Source organism: Klebsiella sp. PK18 (assembly GCF_057784655.1).
In genome coordinates, this window is the sequence record NZ_CM173493.1 from 633130 (window position 1) to 650682 (window position 17553).

Here is a 17553-nt window from a genome sequence, read left to right on the forward strand (position 1 = left end):
GATGGCGACAATATTCGATTTGTTATACCACTTTTACACGCTTTCCACCACTGGCAGGCATGAAAAAGCCGCCTGAGAAGGCGGCTCAATACGCGGTGACATCACCACAAGATCTAACTCTGCGTGGCGGGTTTGCGGCTGCTAAGCGGCGTCGAGTCATCGTCAGCCGGTTTGTTTTTCAGTACCGTCCAGATAACCAGCGCGCCCAGCAGGTCAAAGACGGCCAGTACCGCAAACAGCGGGCTGAAGCCGATGGTGTCTGCCAGCGCGCCGACAACCAGGGCGAACATGGTGCTCGCCAGCCAGGCGGCCATCCCGGTCAGACCGTTGGCGGTAGCGACTTCGTTACGGCCAAAGACGTCGGAAGAGAGGGTGATCAGCGCCCCGGACAGCGCCTGGTGAGCGAACCCGCCGATGCACAGCAGGGCAATCGCCACGTACGGGCTGGTGAACAGGCCGATCATCCCCGGGCCAATCATCAGCAGGGCGCCCATGGTGACCACCATTTTACGCGACACGATCAGGTTGACGCCAAACCAGCGCTGGAACAGCGGCGGCAGGTAACCGCCCACGATGCAGCCGAGGTCGGCGAACAGCATCGGCATCCAGGCGAACATCGCGATCTCTTTCAGGTTAAAGCCGTAAACCTTAAACATGAACAGCGGGATCCAGGCGTTAAAGGTCCCCCAGGCCGGCTCGGCGAGGAAGCGCGGCAGGGCGATACCCCAGAACTGACGGTTGCGCAGGATCTGCCACGGCGACATTTTCTTCGCGTTATTGGTCTGATGCTGAGACTCCTGACCGCCAATGATGTAGTCGCGTTCTTCGTCAGATAATTTTTTCTGGTCGCGCGGGTGTTTGTAGAAGATAAGCCAGGCGATGGCCCAGGCGAAGCTCAATACCCCGGAGATGATGAACGCCATCTGCCAGCTGTGCATGACAATCGCCCACACCACCAACGGCGGCGCGATCATGGCGCCAATAGAGGAACCGACGTTGAAGTAGCCCACCGCGATAGAGCGCTCTTTTGCCGGGAACCATTCAGAACTGGCTTTCAGCCCGGCAGGGATCATCGCGGCTTCCGCTGCGCCGACTGCGCCGCGAGCCAGCGCCAGGCCGCCCCAGCTGCCTGCCAGCGCGGTTGAGCCGCAGAATATCGCCCAGGCGATAGCAAAGAAGGCATAGCCGATTTTGGTCCCGAGAATATCAAGTACGTAACCCGCGACAGGCTGCATGACGGTGTAGGCAGCGGAATAGGCTGCAATGATATAGGAGTACTGTTGAGTCGAGATGTGTAACTCTTCCATCAGCGTCGGCGCGGCCGCCGCCACGGTGTTACGGGTCAGGTAGCCCAGCACGGTGCCTAGCGTCACCAGCGCAATCATGTACCAACGTAACCCTTTAATTTTACGCATGTAAACCTCATCGTCTGTTATCTTTCCGCATCAGGTGCGGCCTTTCCTGACGGCAATACGCGGTCGGGAAAGCGAAACGGAGGGTTCAGGAGGGGGGATCCCCCTCTGGCCCGAACCTTACCATCAGTTGTTATGTTGAAAGTCGGTGTCCATTCCGTATAAGCCGATGCCATAAACACCGGTAATGCATTCCGTCGGTTTATATGTTGCGACGGCAGAAAGATAACTTGTCATACAACTTTAAAAGTTGAGTGCTGTCACAAAAGTGGGAAAGTTAGTGTGGTCTTTAGCCCTTACCGGCAAAGCCAGAGATGGCGCGCCCTACCGGGGTATTTTCCAATGAGACGGTCGTTTTTTTATCGACGTTTATTGATCTAACTCACGAAAAACAGCTCGGTCTGTAGAAATTGGTGTGATAACTTTGTCAGCATTGTAGTCAATCATCTGAAAGGCTCCCGCTACGGAGCGAAGAGGACACGCGAATGACACCGTTTATGACTGAAGATTTTCTACTCGATACCGAATTTGCTCGCCGTCTGTACCACGATTACGCCAAAGATCAGCCGATTTTCGACTACCATTGCCACCTTCCGCCGCAGCAGGTTGCCGAAAACTATCGCTTCAAAAATCTGTATGACATCTGGCTGAAAGGCGATCACTACAAATGGCGCGCAATGCGCACTAACGGCGTACCGGAGCGTCTGTGTACCGGTGATGCGTCCGATCGCGAGAAATTTGACGCCTGGGCGGCAACGGTGCCGCACACTATTGGCAACCCGTTATACCACTGGACCCATTTAGAGCTGCGTCGCCCTTTTGGTATTACAGGTAAGCTGTTGTCTCCATCCACCGCCGATGAGATCTGGGACCAGTGCAATGATTTACTGGCTCAGGACGCCTTCTCCGCCCGCGGGATCATGAAGCAGATGAATGTGAAGATGGTCGGTACCACCGACGATCCGATTGATTCTCTCGAGCACCATGCGGTTGTCGCCAAAGATACCTCCTTTGATATCAAAGTGCTGCCGAGCTGGCGCCCGGATAAAGCATTCAACATTGAACAGGCGACCTTTAATGACTACATGGCGAAGCTGGGTGAGGTGTCCGATACCGATATTCGCCGTTTTGCGGACCTGCAAAGCGCTCTGACCAAACGTCTGGACCACTTTGCCGCACACGGCTGCAAGGTCTCCGACCACGCGCTGGACGTGGTGCTGTTTGCGGAAGCGACCGACGCCGAGCTGGACGCCATTCTGGCGCGCCGTCTGGCTGGCGAGACCCTCAGCGCACACGAAGTGGCGCAGTTCAAAACCGCGGTGCTGGTGTTCCTCGGCGCAGAATATGCCCGTCGCGGTTGGGTACAGCAGTACCATATCGGTGCGCTGCGCAATAACAACCTGCGTCAGTTCAAACTGTTAGGCCCGGATGTGGGCTTCGATTCGATCAACGATCGCCCGATGGCGGAAGAGCTGTCTAAGCTGCTGAGCAAGCAGAACGAAGAAAACCTGCTGCCGAAAACCATTCTCTACTGCCTGAACCCGCGTGATAACGAAGTGCTGGGCACCATGATCGGTAACTTCCAGGGTGAAGGCATGCCAGGCAAGATGCAGTTCGGCTCCGGCTGGTGGTTCAACGATCAGAAAGACGGCATGGAGCGGCAGATGACCCAGCTGGCGCAGCTCGGCCTGCTGAGCCGCTTCGTCGGGATGCTGACCGACAGCCGCAGCTTCCTCTCCTACACGCGCCACGAATACTTCCGCCGCATTCTGTGCCAGATGATCGGCCGCTGGGTGGCTGCCGGCGAAGCGCCTGCGGATATCGCGCTGCTGGGCGAGATGGTGAAAAACATTTGCTTTAACAATGCGCGTGACTATTTCGCCATTGAACTGAACTAAGGCCAGAGGTCGGTTGATATGCAATACATTAAAATCCATTCGCAGGATAACGTCGCGGTCGCGCTGGCGGATATCGCTGCCGGTAGTGTGGTGACGATTGATAAGGATTCGGTCACCCTCGGCCAGGATATCGTTCGCGGCCACAAGTTTGCACTGCGCGCTATCGCGAAAGGGGAAAACGTCGTTAAGTACGGGTTGCCGATTGGCCATGCGCTGGCGGATATCGCGCCGGGCGAGCATGTTCATGCGCACAATACGCGCACCAATCTCAGCGACCTTGACGCGTATCGCTATCAACCGGACCGGGTTGCCCAACCGCCACAGCCTGCGGATCGCGAAGTGCAGATTTATCGTCGCGCCAACGGTGACGTCGGCGTGCGCAATGAGCTGTGGATCCTGCCGACCGTCGGCTGCGTCAACGCGATGGCCAGACAAATGCAGAACCGTTTCCTGAAAGAGACGTATGGCGCTGAGGATATCGATGGGGTGCATCTCTTCAGCCACACCTATGGCTGCTCGCAGCTTGGGGACGACCACATCAACACTCGCACCATGCTGCAAAATATGGTTCGTCACCCGAACGCCGGGGCGGTACTGGTGGTTGGCCTTGGCTGTGAAAACAACCAGGTGGATGCCTTTCGCGAAACGCTGGGCGAGTTTGACCCGCAGCGTGTGCACTTTATGGTTTGCCAGCACCAGGACGATGAAGTGGAAGCGGGGGTTGCGCATCTGCATCAGCTGTATGAAGTGATGCGTCAGGATAAACGCCAGCCGGGTAAATTGAGCGAGCTGAAGTTTGGTCTCGAGTGCGGGGGATCGGACGGCCTGTCGGGCATTACCGCTAACCCGATGCTGGGCCGCTTCTCAGACTATGTGATCGCCAACGGCGGCACCACCGTGCTGACCGAAGTGCCGGAGATGTTCGGTGCTGAACAGCTGCTGATGAGTCACTGCCGTGACGAAGCGACCTTCGACAAGCTGGTGACCATGGTCAATGACTTTAAGCAGTACTTTATCGCACACGACCAGCCTATTTACGAAAACCCTTCCCCGGGTAACAAAGCCGGGGGGATCACCACCCTGGAAGATAAGTCGCTGGGCTGTACTCAGAAAGCGGGTTCCAGCCAGGTGGTGGATGTCCTGCGCTACGGCGAGCGCCTGAAGGTTCATGGTCTGAATTTGCTGAGCGCGCCGGGCAACGACGCGGTCGCCACCAGCGCGCTGGCCGGCGCCGGCTGTCATATGGTGTTGTTTAGCACCGGACGCGGCACGCCGTACGGCGGCTTTGTGCCGACGGTGAAGATCGCCACCAACAGCGAACTGGCGGCGAAGAAAAAGCACTGGATCGACTTCGATGCCGGGCAGCTGCTCCATGGCAAAGCGATGCCGCAGCTGCTGGAGGAGTTTGTGGATGCCATTGTGGCTTTCGCTAACGGTAAACCGACCTGTAATGAACAGAATGACTTCCGCGAACTGGCCATCTTTAAAAGCGGTGTTACCCTGTAAAGGTGTATTCACATTGGCGCCCAGGGGCGTAGAACGTGTATCGGCCTGATAGCGTAACGCCATCGGGCTCGTAACAGCGGCGTTTCAGCCAGTGAAGCGCCGTTTGTTTTTTTCAGTCAGGGAGCTTTCATGACCGCGTATTGGCTGGCCCAGGGGGTCGGCGTCATCGCCTTTCTTATCGGCATTACCACCTTTATCAACCGCGATGAACGCCGTTTCAGGCTACAGCTGGCGGTCTATAGCGCTATTATCGGCGTTCATTTTTTCCTGATGGGCGCCGGGTCGGCCGGAATGAGCGCCGGGCTCAATGCGCTACGTACGGTCATTTCCTTACGCACCCGTAGCCTGTGGGTGATGACCGTCTTTATCCTCCTCACGCTGATCCTCGGCCTGGGCAAACTGCAGCATGCCATGGAGCTGCTGCCGATCATTGGCACCGTCGCCAGCACCTGGGCGCTGTTTCGTTGCAAAGGGCTGACCGTCCGCTGCGTGATGTGGTGCTCGACCGCCTGCTGGGTCACGCATAATCTGTGGCTGGGTTCGATTGGTGGGACGCTGATTGAAGGCAGTTTTCTGATCGTCAACGGGCTGAATATCATTCGCTTCCGCCGGATGCAAAAGCGCGGTATCGATCCGTTTAAGGTTGAAAACGCAGTCCAGGAAAAGAGCCCCTCCGCCCGATAGCGGAGGGGAAAGGCATCAGCTGCGCAGGGCGTTTTTCGCCAGCTGGTCATCTTCTGCTATGCAGGCCGCGGCGGTAAACAGGGCGTCGGTTGAGGAGTTGAGCGCCGTTTCGCAGGAATCCTGCAGCACGCCGATAATAAAGCCGACGGCAACCACCTGCATCGCCACATCGTTCGGGATCCCAAACATATTACAGGCCAGCGGGATCAGCAGCAGCGAACCGCCCGCCACGCCGGAGGCGCCGCAGGCGCACAGTGAAGCGACCACACTCAGCAGCAGCGCCGTCGGCAGATCCACCGGAATATTCAGCGTATGCACCGCCGCCAGCGTCAGCACGGTGATCGTGATCGCCGCGCCCGCCATATTGATGGTCGCCCCCAGTGGAATGGAGACAGAATAGGTATCGCGATCCAGATTCAGCTTTTCACACAGCGCCATATTCACCGGAATATTGGCGGCGGAGCTGCGGGTGAAGAACGCGTAGACGCCGCTTTCGCGCAGGCAGGTCAGCACCAGCGGATAGGGGTTACGGCGGATTTTCCAGAACACCAGCAGCGGGTTAATCACCAGCGCTACCAGCAGCATACAGCCGACCAGCACCAGCAGTAGCTGGGCGTAGCCCCACAGGGTCTCGAAACCGGTGGTCGCCAGGGTGGAAGAGACCAGACCGAAGATCCCCAGCGGTGCAAAACGGATCACCACTTTGACGATGAAGGTCACCGCATGGGAGACATCGTTGATCAGGTTTTTGGTGGTGTCGTTACCGTGACGCAGGGCGAAGCCCAGCCCCACCGCCCACACCAGAATGCCGATATAGTTGGCGTTCAGCAGGGCGTCGATCGGGTTAGATACCATGCTCATCAGCAGGCCGCGCAGCACTTCGACAATCCCCGACGGCGGCGTGATGCTGTCGGCGGCGGTGGTTAAATGCAGAGTCGACGGAAAGACAAAACTAAACAACACCGCGGTCAGCGCCGCGCTGAAGGTGCCCAGCAGATAGAGAAACAGAATGGGGCGAATACTGGTTTTTTGTCCGTGCTGATGGTTAGCGATGGAGGCCATCACCAGCATCAATACCAGCACCGGCGCCACCGCCTTTAACGCGCCGACGAACAGGGTCCCCAGCAGGCCAACAGCGATAGCCGCTGGCTTAGAGACCAGCGCCAGCAGCACGCCAAGCACCAGACCGATTAAAATTTGTTTCACCAGGCTGCCTTGCGCCAGGCGTGAGATCCACCCCGATGGGGGAGTGCGTGTGGTCATAATTCATTCCTTCCAGTGATGTAGCAAGCCATCCCAGCCACGTATTATTTGTTACGTTTATGTCAGGATGTAAGTAGATGTTTGCATAGTCGAGTATACGGAAAGAATGGCGGGCGGGAAGCGTAAAATGCTGTGATTTTAATCTGGATCTTGTTTTTTAACTATGTAGTAACATAACTGTGACATGAGCAGAGATTGCCGTCGGCGATGGCCGACGGCACGTTGTGCAGATTACTCAGGCAGTTTGCGCTGCTTGTCGTGTTGCTTGTTGACCCAGGCGTTAATCAGCAGCGTGACGGTCAGGATACCTCCTACTACGCCCAGCGAGATGGCGACCGGGATATGGTAGAAGTCGACGATCAGCATCTTCACGCCAATAAACACCAGGATCACCGACAGACCGTATTTGAGCATCGAGAAGCGCTCGGCGACCCCCGCCAGCAGGAAGTACATGGCGCGCAGGCCGAGGATCGCGAACAGGTTTGAGGTCAGGACGATAAACGGATCGGTGGTGACCGCGAAGATCGCCGGGATACTGTCGACGGCGAAAATCACATCGCTCAGCTCCACCAGGATCAGCACCAGCAGCAGCGGCGTGGCGAACAGCACCCCGTTTTTACGGGTGAAGAAGCGCTCGCTCTCGATTTTATCCGTCATTCGCAGATGGCTGCGGATCCAGCGCACCAGTGGTTTATCGCCGATGCCGGAGTCATCTTCTTTCGCCAGCGCCATCTTCACGCCGGTAAACAGCAGGAAGGCGCCGAAGACGTACAGCAGCCAGTCAAACTGGGAAATCAGCCAGCTGCCGGCGAAGATCATGATGGTACGCAGAACAATCGCGCCCAGCACGCCATACACCAGTACCCGGCGCTGCAGAGCAGGCGGTACGGCGAAATAGCTGAACAGCATCAACCAGACGAAGACGTTATCGACCGCCAGCGCTTTCTCAATCAGATAACCGGTGAGGAAGGCTAAGGCCTGCGGGTCAGCGACGGCCCGGCCCTGGGTTTGTACCAGATACCACCAGAAGGCGGCGTTGAACAGCAGAGAAAGCGTGACCCAAAGGATGGACCAGCCCGCGGCCTGCTTCATGGTCATGCTATGCGAACCGCGTCGTCCCTGAAGCAGCAGATCGATTGCCAACATGATCGCGACGACGACAGCGAATCCACCCCATAGCAACGGCGTGCCGACAGTATTCATTTGATATTCCTTACATAAAAACAAAACGGCTGACGTCGGAAGACGGCAGCCGCTGCGCTTTTATGCATAGACCTCGCCTTCCGGCAAGGTCTCACTTACAACAACCAAAGTACATCGCGATGGGCTTTGGTTATTGCCCGGCGACCGGATGCGGTATTGCACGCATCGTAATGACGATCAACCGGCAAGGAAGTTACTCCCCTTTGCACGTAACAAAATATGTCACAGGGCGGTTTTCGTCAATGGCGGCCGGTCCGGCCTTTACACTCTTTTACGCCAGCGGCTGCGTATCGGCCGGGAAGATCACTCCGGTCTGGCGACGAATTTCGCTCGACAGTTTTGCCGTAATACGGCTCACGGTCAGACCCGGGTGATTGACATCCTGTGTCTCCACCAGGCGCGCAAAGGTCTCCGCCTCATACAGCATAGTATTAATGTGCTGGGGCTGCGTCAGGTCCTGGGCTTTGCCGCCGCGCGGCACAAACGCCAGCTTCTGGCATTCGGAGATTTTTTCGATCACTAATGTGCCGTCTTCGCCCTGGATTTCACTGGGGATCGCGGAATCGCTAACTTTGGAGTGATGCAGCGTCACGTCGAAGTCGCCATAGCTCAGTACCACGGTGCCCTGGGCGTCTACGCCGCTGTCCAGCAGGCTGGCGGTGGCAAGAACGGCCCGCGGTTCACCCCATAACGCCACAGCGGACGCCAGGCAATAGAAGCCGATATCCATAATCGAACCGTTAGAGAACGCCGGGTTAAAGGTGTTGGGGTTTTCGCCGTCAAGGTAGCGCTGATAGCGCGAGGAGTACTGACAGTAGTTGATGAAGGCTTTGCGCAGTTTGCCCGCTTTAGGAAGCGTCTCTTTGAGTAGCAGAAAGTTAGGCAGGCTGGCGGTTTTAAAGGCTTCAAACAGCACAACGTTATTTTCTTTCGCCAGCGCTATCGCCGCCTCGACTTCCTGCAGGTTCGATGCCAGCGGCTTTTCGCAAATGACGTGCTTTTTGTGGCTCAGGAACAGCCGGGTCTGCGGGAAGTGCAGCGAGTTCGGGCTGGCAATATAGACCGCGTCAACGTCAGGGCTCTGTGCCAGCTCATCGAGCGAGGTAAACAGATGCTCGACCGGATAGTCATTGGCGAAGGCTTGCGCCTGTTCGAGGCTGCGGGAGTAGATGGCGGTAAGTTTATATTTGCCGGTTTCATGGGCGGCATCGACAAACTGCTTGGTGATCCAGTTTGTGCCAACAACTGCGAAACGTATCATAAACGTTGACGAACTCCATTAAAGGGAACCTGTCGTCACTCTATCATGCCATCATGACAAAACCAGTGCGTCACTACGCAGAACGATTTAACGAAAGGTGCGTCAGCCACAGGCGGGTATCGAATTCCAGTTGATGGTACTGTGGCTCCATATGGCAGCACAGTTGATAAAAGGCTTTGTTGTGATCTTTCTCTTTCAAATGCGCCAGTTCATGGACCACGATCATCCGCAGAAAGGCCTCCGGCGCGTCGCGAAACACCGTCGCCACGCGAATTTCCGCTTTGGCTTTCAGCTTACCGCCCTGAACGCGGGAGATCGCGGTATGCAGGCCGAGCGCATTGTTCAGCACGTGGATTTTACTGTCGTACATCACTTTGTTGATCGGCGCCGCTCCGCGCAGAAAGCGGGCCTTCAGATCCTGGGTGTACTGATACAGCGCTTTATCGCTGTTAACGTCATGCCCCTGCGGATAACGCTTTTGCAGCACCTCGCCGAGGCGGTCTTGCTCGATTAAAGCCGTGACCTGCGACAACAGCGATTCAGGATAGCCATGGAGATAAGGTAATGTGCTCATGTAGCCCGTTTGCGTAATTAAGCGACAACAGCCGGGGATTCTAGCACCCTGTGCGGACAGGATGCCAGAAAGGCATCGTTACTCGATTATCGCGTCTTCATCCGCCCGGTAGCAGAAGAAATCAAACAGCGCCTCTTTGCGATGCAGCATACTATCCACGCAGGCCATGCCGACAAACGCCCCGGTAAACTCGCCGTAGCGGCTGTATTCATCGGAGAAATGCGATGTGTCGTAGACCGCTCCGATGGGGTGATAGTGCTCACCGTCGACAGACCATGAACACTGTACCTCTCGGCCATTAATAGCAATCGCGAGATAGATTTCTCCCTCGGCAAGGCGAATTTTCTGTGGATCGTCGTGACGCTCACCGTTATCCATGTAGATAATAGCCAGTTGCGCCGCGCCAGAGGTTTCATCCCAGGTTTTATGTAAAAACAGATAGTTCATGTTGTCGTAATAGAGCACCAGTCCAGCGCTGTGCTGATAAATCTCCGGGTTAAAATCCATCTTCGTACTGATGTTGGCGTATACCGAGGTCAGCTTTTTCGCCAGCAGACTGACTTTATTGAGCGAGCTCAGCGACTCCTGACCGCGTAGAGCAAGATAGCCTGCTTTACGCGTCAGGCAGGTAAAACGCTGGAAATGGATCCTCGGCGCATAAAACGCGTTATCCACCCTTGGCTCATCAAAATCATCAAGGTCCGCTTTTGGTGGAAACGGGTGCGGCGGCAGACGGGATCCTTCTACCTGATGCTGTGCGAGATGACCCCCAGCGGCCAGGCGCAGCCAGCCATCCTCGCTCCATTCCATCCTTTGGATCGCCGTTTCGCGACCCAGCGGGCAGCGTAGCTCCTGGCGAAACGGACGACTGCAAAGGTGGGTTAGCCAGACTTCACCCGTTGGGGTCTCGACATAGCTACCGTGCCCGGCCTTTTGCAGGTAGGTTTCCGGATTGAAATAGTGGGGCTTGAGATGGCCTGTATCTTTGCGTTCGTTAAAATTCTCTGGCCAGGATGTGACGATTGGATTGAGCGGATCGCCTTGATAGGGGCCAGCGACCTCGGTGGCGCGGGCCATGGTGACAGAATGCCCGTAACCGGTGCCGCCTTCGGCGACCATCAGGTAGTAATAGTCGCCGCGTCTCGTCAGATGCGGCGCTTCAATGCAGCCGCGGTCGGTACCGCCGTGCCAGATGCGCTGCGGGTAGCCGATGACGCTGTGCGTCTGCGGCGAATATTCCACCAGGCAGATCGCTCCCGGTTTTTCATAGCCTTCGCGAGTTTCCCACTCCAGTGAGACGATCCATTTTCTGCCATCGTGGTCGTGCAAAATTGAGGCATCGAATCCAGCTGAATGGAGATAAACGGGGGCGCTCCACGGGCCAGTGATCTCCTCGGCGGTAATAAGATAATTATCAACGTCAAAATAACGGGAGTTCATTGAATTCATAACGCCATAAATGACATAAAACAGCTTTTCTTCTTCGCACCAGGTCAGGCTTGGGGCCCAAATACCTTTGGCAGAAGGCAGTTTTTTTAAGTCTGGGTTATTATCATCGGTAAGCACATGGGTGAGCAATTGCCAATGTTTAAGATCCCTTGAATGATAAACCGGTAGTCCGGGAAACCATTCAAATGATGATACCGCCACATAATAATCATCGCCGCGGCGGCATATACAGGGGTCAGGATTAAAACCTCTAAAGACAGGATTCTGAATCATCGTATTTATCCTTAATGCTCAAAATATAGCAATAATTTTAAGTGGAGGATGACTCAGGAGATATATAGACTGTTTCTATTTATATAATAAACGTCCACTTATCTGGTGATGCTGCTCACAAAAAACGATTTATTTCTCCGCCCGACTGCCTACGGCATCGGTGCTTCTGATTTTGTGGCGGAAAGATTGCGGAGTATCGTTCATCATCTCTTTAAACTTGAGGCAGAAGTAGGCGCTGTCAGTGAAGCCGGCACTTTGCGAGATATCGCTGATCTTCAGGTCGGTGTTTGTCAGCAGATTGACAGCGATATTGAGTTTGCGCAGCAGCATGAATTTCTTAAAGCTGATGCCAAAGGCGGATTTAAAGGTGCGGGAAAACCAGGATTTTGACCACTGACAGCGTCGGGCGGCTTCCTCTGTTGTCATTTCAAAATTTTCATTGGCATTAATGACTTGTAGTAGTTCGATAAGTTCGCTCAGGTAGCGATGATGGGTTCGTTCGGTAACAGGAACGGAATCTTTAAGGCGATTAAAAGCATGCAGTAGTACGCTTTGCATCAGGGAACGGAACAGCGAATCGGAGAAGTCGCTGAACTCACTGCACCAGCTCAGCAGCAGCTCAAGGCGCTCAGCCTCCTCGCCGGAAAGATAAACTACCGCGCCGCAGTGGGCCGCAGGTAGCGACAGATCATATCCTTCCAGCCACTCTTTTTCGAATTGCATAAGATAACGCTTGTGGCTGGCAGCGGGCGGTAGCGTCATTTCATGAATAAGTAGGGCAGGGACATATACCAGCGTGTTGTTTTTAATGGTAAATTTTTCGTCGCCAATGGAATAGCTTCCCCCTGATTCTCTGAACCACATCAGTTCGTCCATCATATGGAAATGTGGAACTACATTTATCCCATTGAAATCATTTATGTTATCTGCTCGCAGCGTAAAGAGTTCACCTGCGCCAACGGGGATCTTTTCGAAAACGGGAGATTCGTCACTCATCGGGTACACTCTTCTTATATTTAACAGGATAATTTATACATAACCGGATTGCCCTTAGCAATAACGTATGCATATCAAATCTACCAGTGCTCTTATTGCGGAGGCGCGATGAATACTGCCCGTATTAGTATCAAAGAAAAATTCAGCTATGGCTTAGGCGACACCGGTTGTAATTTAGTATGGCAAACAGTGATGCTGTTCATGGCCTGGTTTTATACTGACGTATTTGGTTTAAGCCCCGCGCATATGGGAACCATGTTTTTAGCTGTCAGAGTATTAGATGCGGTGACCGATGTATTAATGGGGGCGGTGGCTGATAGAACCCGCACTAAATATGGTCAATTCCGGCCCTATATTTTATGGTTTGCCATTCCGTTTGGCGTATTGTGCTGCTTAACGTTTTATACCCCGGATTTAGGTTATAGCGGTAAGTTAATTTATGCCTATGTTTCTTATACTTTATTATCGTTAGTGTATACCGCTATTAACGTCCCGTACTGCGCGATGATTAATAATATTTCCAATGACTCCCGCGAGCGAGTATCGCTGCAGTCGTGGCGGTTTGCGCTAAGTACCTTAGGCGGCCTGATTGTGTCGCTGACTGCGCTACCGTTGGTGGCCTGGCTGGGGAAAGGCAATCTGCAAAACGGGTATTTCTACACCATGATGGTGATGGGCGCCTTGAGCATCGTGCTGTTCTTTATCTGTTTTGGCCTGACTAAAGAGCGCTACTCTACAGACATTACGGCCAATAATCAGAGCAGCATCCTTGATGACCTGAAAACCCTGCTGGCGAACAAAGACTGGCGCATTTTATTTACGCTGAACGTGGTGAACCTGATCGCCGTGCTGTTCAAAGGCGGTACCACGCTCTACTACGTCAATAACATTATGGGGCGCGCGGATCTTGGCAGCTTGTTGCTGACCACCACGCTGGCTTCCGGAGTGGTGGGAGCCATGCTGTCGCCGTTCATATTTAAGAACATCGATAAAGTGAAGGGCTTCAAGCTGTCAATGGCGCTGGAGGCGGTGCTGTTAATCGCGATGTATTTCGTCCCGGCGGGCAACGTCGCCGCCATCTTCACGTTGGTGATAATCATCAATATCATTCAGCTGGCGGCAACACCGCTACAGTGGAGCATGCTCTCAGATATCATTGATGCGGAAGAAAAGCGCAGCGGCAAGAAGCTCAGCGGAATTGTCTTCTCAACCAACCTGTTTGCAATCAAATTAGGGATTGCCATCGGCGGCGCGCTGGTGGGTTATCTGCTGGCGTGGGGGGACTACGTCGGCGGCGCCGCCCAGCAATCGGCTTCAGCGCTGCAGATGATTAAATTGTTGTTCACTCTCTTCCCGGGCGTGCTGGTGGCGCTGTTGATAGTGATAATGAATCGCTACAGTCTGGATGATAAACGTCTGTCGCATATGGCGCAGGAAAGCGGGAGATAATCGACCGATCTCTATTCAACTGGGTGAAGTTTGCGTATAAACTCGCGGGTTTTAGTATTCCGGAGGCGGAGAGGCGATGAGCCAGGCAGAGTTAAACGGTGAGTTATTCACATTAGAGCGGTTCCCACCTAACGCTGAAGAAGAAGCGCTACAGGCATGGGAAGCGGCGGATGAATATCTGCTGCAACAGGTGAATGACGTCGACGGCCTGACGCTCATCTTCAACGACGGCTTTGGCGCGCTCGCCTGCGCGCTGGCGGAGCGCAACCCGGTCAGCATCAACGACTCCTTTATTTCCGAGCTGGCGACCCGCCACAACCTGCGGATGAACGGTATCGATGAAGAGAGCGTGCGCTTTCAGGATAGCCTGAGCCCGCTGCCCGCCGCGCCGGCGCTGGTGCTGATTAAGGTGCCAAAACAGCTGGCGCTGCTGGAACAGCAGCTGCGCGCCCTGCGCGAAGTGGTCACGCCGGAGACCCGCATTATCGCCGCGGCGAAAGCCCGAGATGTGCACAACTCGACGCTGGCGCTGTTTGAAAAAATCCTCGGCACTACCACCACCTCGCTGGCGTGGAAAAAAGCGCGTCTGATCCACTGCGTTTTCACCGCCCCCAAGCTTGCCGATGCGCCGCAAACCTACAGCTGGAAGCTGGACGGTACGCCGTGGACTATCCATAACCACGCCAACGTTTTTGCCCGCAGCGGACTGGATATCGGCGCGCGTTTCTTCCTGCAGCATTTACCGTCTGATCTGGAAGGCGAGATCGCCGATCTCGGCTGCGGCAATGGGGTGATTGGCCTGCAGGCGCTGGCGCAAAACCCAAACGCCAGCGTGATGTTCACCGATGAGTCGCATATGGCGGTGGCTTCCAGCCGGTTGAACGTCGAGCGCAACCTGCCGGACGATATCGCACGCTGTGAATTTATGGTCAACAACTCGCTCTCCGGCATTGAGCCTGACCGCTTTACGGCGATTCTGTGTAATCCGCCGTTCCATCAGCAGCACGCGATTACCGACCATATTGCCTGGCAGATGTTTAACGATGCCCGCCGCAGCCTGAAATATGGCGGCGAGCTGTACGTCGTCGGCAACCGCCACCTCGATTACTTCCGTAAGCTGAAGCGCGCTTTTGGTAATTGCACGACGATTGCGACGAACAATAAGTTTGTCATTTTGAAAGCAACCAAGGTGCGTAAGCAGCGCTGATTCCTTTTGTTGTTTCCCCCCGGCTCGCGGCTGTCGCCTTAGCCGGGCTACCGACGATTGCGACGAACAATAAGTTCGTAGTTTTGAAAGCAACGAAGGTGCGTGAGCAGCGCTGATTCCTTTTGTTGTTTCCCCCCGGCTACCGACTGTCGCCTTAGCCGGGCTACCGTCCGGGATTATCGTGGTAGCCCGGGGAAGGCGCATCGCGCCGCCCCCGGGACAGGGCTAAATCGCCAGCGCCAGTTTAGTGCCCTGGGCAATCGCCCGGCGCGCATCCAGCTCCGCCGCCACGTCGCAACCGCCGATGAGATGCACCGTTTTCCCTGCCGCGCGCAGCGGTTCCGCCAGCTCGCGGCGCGGTTCCTGACCGGCGCAGATCACCACCTGATCGACCGCCAACAGTTGGCGCTCGCCGCCGATAGTGACATGTAACCCTTCATCATCGATCTTTTCATAGCTGACCGCCGGGATCATTTTCACGCCGCGCGCCAGCAGCGTCGCGCGGTGGATCCAACCGGTGGTTTTGCCGAGCCCTTCGCCCGGTTTGCTGGCTTTGCGCTGTAGCATCACAATCTGTCGCGGGCTTTTACTCAGTTGCGGGCCTTCAGGATGCAGCCCTCCCGCCGTTTGCAGGCTGGTATCGATACCCCATTCGCGGCAGAACTCGCCGATATCCTGGCTGGTGGCCATGCCCGACTGGCTTAAAAACATCGCGGTGTCGAAGCCGATGCCGCCGCAGCCGATAATCGCCACCTTCGCGCCAACCGGCGCTTTATCACGCAAGACATCCAGGTAGCTCAGCACTTTGGGATGATCGATCCCGTCGATCGCCGGCAGGCGCGGGGCGATACCGGTGGCGAGGATCGTCTCATCGAACGTCAGCAGATCGTCTGCCGTGACGCGGGTGTTCAGGCGTAGATCGACACCATGAAGATCGAGCATGGTGCGGTAGTAACGCAGCGTCTCGTGAAACTCCTCTTTGCCGGGGATCTGTTTGGCGATATTAAACTGGCCGCCGATCTCCGGGAGCGCATCGAACAACGTGACGTGATGACCGCGAGCGGCGGCGTTAACGGCGAAGGCCAGACCGGCAGGCCCGGCGCCGACCACCGCCAGCCGTTTAGGCGCGTTGGCCGGCAGGACCGGCATCAGGGTTTCATGACAGGCGCGCGGGTTGACCAGACAGGAGGTGACTTTGCCGACGAAGATTCGATCGAGACACGCCTGGTTGCAACCGATGCAGGTATTGATCTCCCCGGCGCGATCGCGCTGCGCTTTCGACATAAATTCGGCGTCGGCGAGGAACGGGCGGGCCATCGATACCATATCGGCATCGCCGCGAGCGAGAATATCCTCCGCGACCTGCGGATCGTTGATGCGGTTGGTGGTGATCAACGGGATCGACACCGCGCCCTTCAGCTTGCGGGTGACCCAGCTGAACGCTCCGCGCGGTACCGGTGTGGCGATGGTCGGAATGCGCGCTTCGTGCCAGCCAATCCCGGTGTTGATAATTGTCGCTCCCGCCGCTTCAATCGCTTTGGCCAGTTCGGTGACTTCCGCCAGCGTGCTGCCGTCGTTGACCAGATCGAGCATCGACAGGCGGTAGATGATAATGAAATCGTGGCCGGCGCGCTGGCGCACCGCCTTAACCACTTCAATGGCGAAACGCATGCGCCTGGCATAATCGCCGCCCCATTGGTCGTCGCGCTGATTGGTGCGCGCGGCGAGAAATTCGTTAATCAGATAGCCCTCAGAACCCATCACTTCGACGCCGTCATAGCCCGCTTCACGCGCCAGTTGGGCGCAGTGGGCAAAATCATCGATCAGCGTCAGGATCTCATCGTGGCTCAGTTCATGGGGCGTAAAACGGTTAATCGGCGCCTGTAGCGCCGAGGGGGCCACCAGCGCGGGCTGGTAGCTGTAACGGCCGGTATGCAGGATCTGCAAGGCGATTTTGCCGCCTTCCTGATGTACCGCGTCGGTAATATGGCGATGGTGCGCCAGATGGCTGGCATCGTTGAGTACCGCGCCGCCGGCCATGGTGACGCCAGAGGGCGCCGGAGCGATGCCGCCGGTGACGATCAGCGCCACGCCGTGGCGGGCGCGCTCGGCGTAAAAGGCCGCCAGCCGCTGCGCGCCGTCCGGCAGCTCTTCCAGCCCGGTGTGCATCGAGCCCATCAACACGCGGTTTTTGAGCGTTGTGAAGCCCAGCTCAAGCGGGGCGAAAAGCGACGGATAGCGGCTCATAGTGGCTTCCAATGTAAAATTATTGTTATGTGGTCGGATGAGTTACTAATTTAGCCGTCGCGGAGAAAAAGGGAAAAGGGGAGTGCGGTGATTGTGATGGGATTCAAAGAACGGAACTCGTTGTCCCTCAC

General features: G+C 55.8%; 13 protein-coding genes. 5 read left to right on the top strand and 8 right to left on the bottom strand.

From position 1 onward, the window contains the following. Positions 1-113: 113 nt before the first annotated feature. Positions 114-1415, bottom strand: coding sequence for an MFS transporter (locus AC3EMD_RS03160; RefSeq protein WP_008806582.1), 1302 nt, complete (start codon positions 1413-1415; stop codon positions 114-116). 482 nt (positions 1416-1897) lie between these two features. Here AC3EMD_RS03160 and uxaC point away from each other — a divergent pair, with 482 nt between their 5' ends. The 3 genes from uxaC to AC3EMD_RS03175 all read left to right on the top strand — a co-directional run bounded on the left by uxaC (position 1898) and on the right by AC3EMD_RS03175 (position 5500). Next, entirely contained in the window at positions 1898-3310 is a 1413-nt protein-coding gene (uxaC, locus tag AC3EMD_RS03165) for a glucuronate isomerase (protein WP_008806581.1), read from the top strand. An 18-nt stretch (positions 3311-3328) separates the two neighbouring features. Then, positions 3329-4816 (top strand): UxaA family hydrolase, encoded by a 1488-nt coding sequence (locus tag AC3EMD_RS03170; RefSeq protein WP_022066320.1) that lies wholly within the window; start codon positions 3329-3331, stop codon positions 4814-4816. A 129-nt stretch (positions 4817-4945) separates the two neighbouring features. Then, positions 4946-5500 carry a YgjV family protein gene (locus tag AC3EMD_RS03175; protein ID WP_012540497.1) on the top strand — a complete coding sequence of 185 codons (555 nt, stop codon included), beginning with the start codon at positions 4946-4948 and terminating at the stop codon, positions 5498-5500. A gap of 15 nt (positions 5501-5515) precedes the next feature. Here AC3EMD_RS03175 and sstT read toward each other — a convergent pair whose 3' ends face one another. From sstT to AC3EMD_RS03205, 6 genes are all read right to left on the bottom strand, one after another. Further along, positions 5516-6763, bottom strand: a complete 1248-nt coding sequence (gene sstT / locus AC3EMD_RS03180; RefSeq protein ID WP_012540498.1) for a serine/threonine transporter SstT — start codon at positions 6761-6763, stop codon at positions 5516-5518. Between the two features lie 231 nt (positions 6764-6994). Then, positions 6995-7966 (bottom strand): TerC family protein, encoded by a 972-nt coding sequence (locus AC3EMD_RS03185; RefSeq protein ID WP_004188496.1) that lies wholly within the window; start codon positions 7964-7966, stop codon positions 6995-6997. A 271-nt stretch (positions 7967-8237) separates the two neighbouring features. Continuing rightward, positions 8238-9227 (bottom strand): Gfo/Idh/MocA family protein, encoded by a 990-nt coding sequence (locus AC3EMD_RS03190; RefSeq protein ID WP_012967191.1) that lies wholly within the window; start codon positions 9225-9227, stop codon positions 8238-8240. 73 nt (positions 9228-9300) lie between these two features. Further along, positions 9301-9801, bottom strand: coding sequence for a M48 metallopeptidase family protein (locus tag AC3EMD_RS03195; protein WP_012540501.1), 501 nt, complete (start codon positions 9799-9801; stop codon positions 9301-9303). A gap of 78 nt (positions 9802-9879) precedes the next feature. Then, the gene (locus tag AC3EMD_RS03200) at positions 9880-11523 is read right to left on the bottom strand and encodes a glycoside hydrolase family 43 protein (RefSeq protein ID WP_012967192.1); all 1644 of its coding nucleotides are present in this window, start codon (positions 11521-11523) and stop codon (positions 9880-9882) included. 129 nt (positions 11524-11652) lie between these two features. Further along, a complete protein-coding gene (locus tag AC3EMD_RS03205; RefSeq protein WP_012540503.1) occupies positions 11653-12519 on the bottom strand; it encodes a helix-turn-helix domain-containing protein in 867 nt (288 codons plus the stop codon). A 108-nt stretch (positions 12520-12627) separates the two neighbouring features. On the opposite strand from AC3EMD_RS03205, the gene AC3EMD_RS03210 reads away from it, so the two are divergent. Together AC3EMD_RS03210 and rlmG are read left to right on the top strand one after the other, a co-directional pair. Further along, a complete protein-coding gene (locus AC3EMD_RS03210) occupies positions 12628-13968 on the top strand; it encodes an MFS transporter (RefSeq protein WP_008806572.1) in 1341 nt (446 codons plus the stop codon). 76 nt (positions 13969-14044) lie between these two features. Further along, positions 14045-15175: a 23S rRNA (guanine(1835)-N(2))-methyltransferase RlmG gene (rlmG, locus tag AC3EMD_RS03215; RefSeq protein WP_012540505.1), complete on the top strand. Its 1131-nt coding sequence runs from the start codon at positions 14045-14047 to the stop codon at positions 15173-15175. Between the two features lie 225 nt (positions 15176-15400). Here rlmG and AC3EMD_RS03220 read toward each other — a convergent pair whose 3' ends face one another. After that, positions 15401-17422, bottom strand: coding sequence for an NADPH-dependent 2,4-dienoyl-CoA reductase (locus AC3EMD_RS03220; protein WP_064142848.1), 2022 nt, complete (start codon positions 17420-17422; stop codon positions 15401-15403). Between the last annotated feature and the right edge of the window lie 131 nt (positions 17423-17553).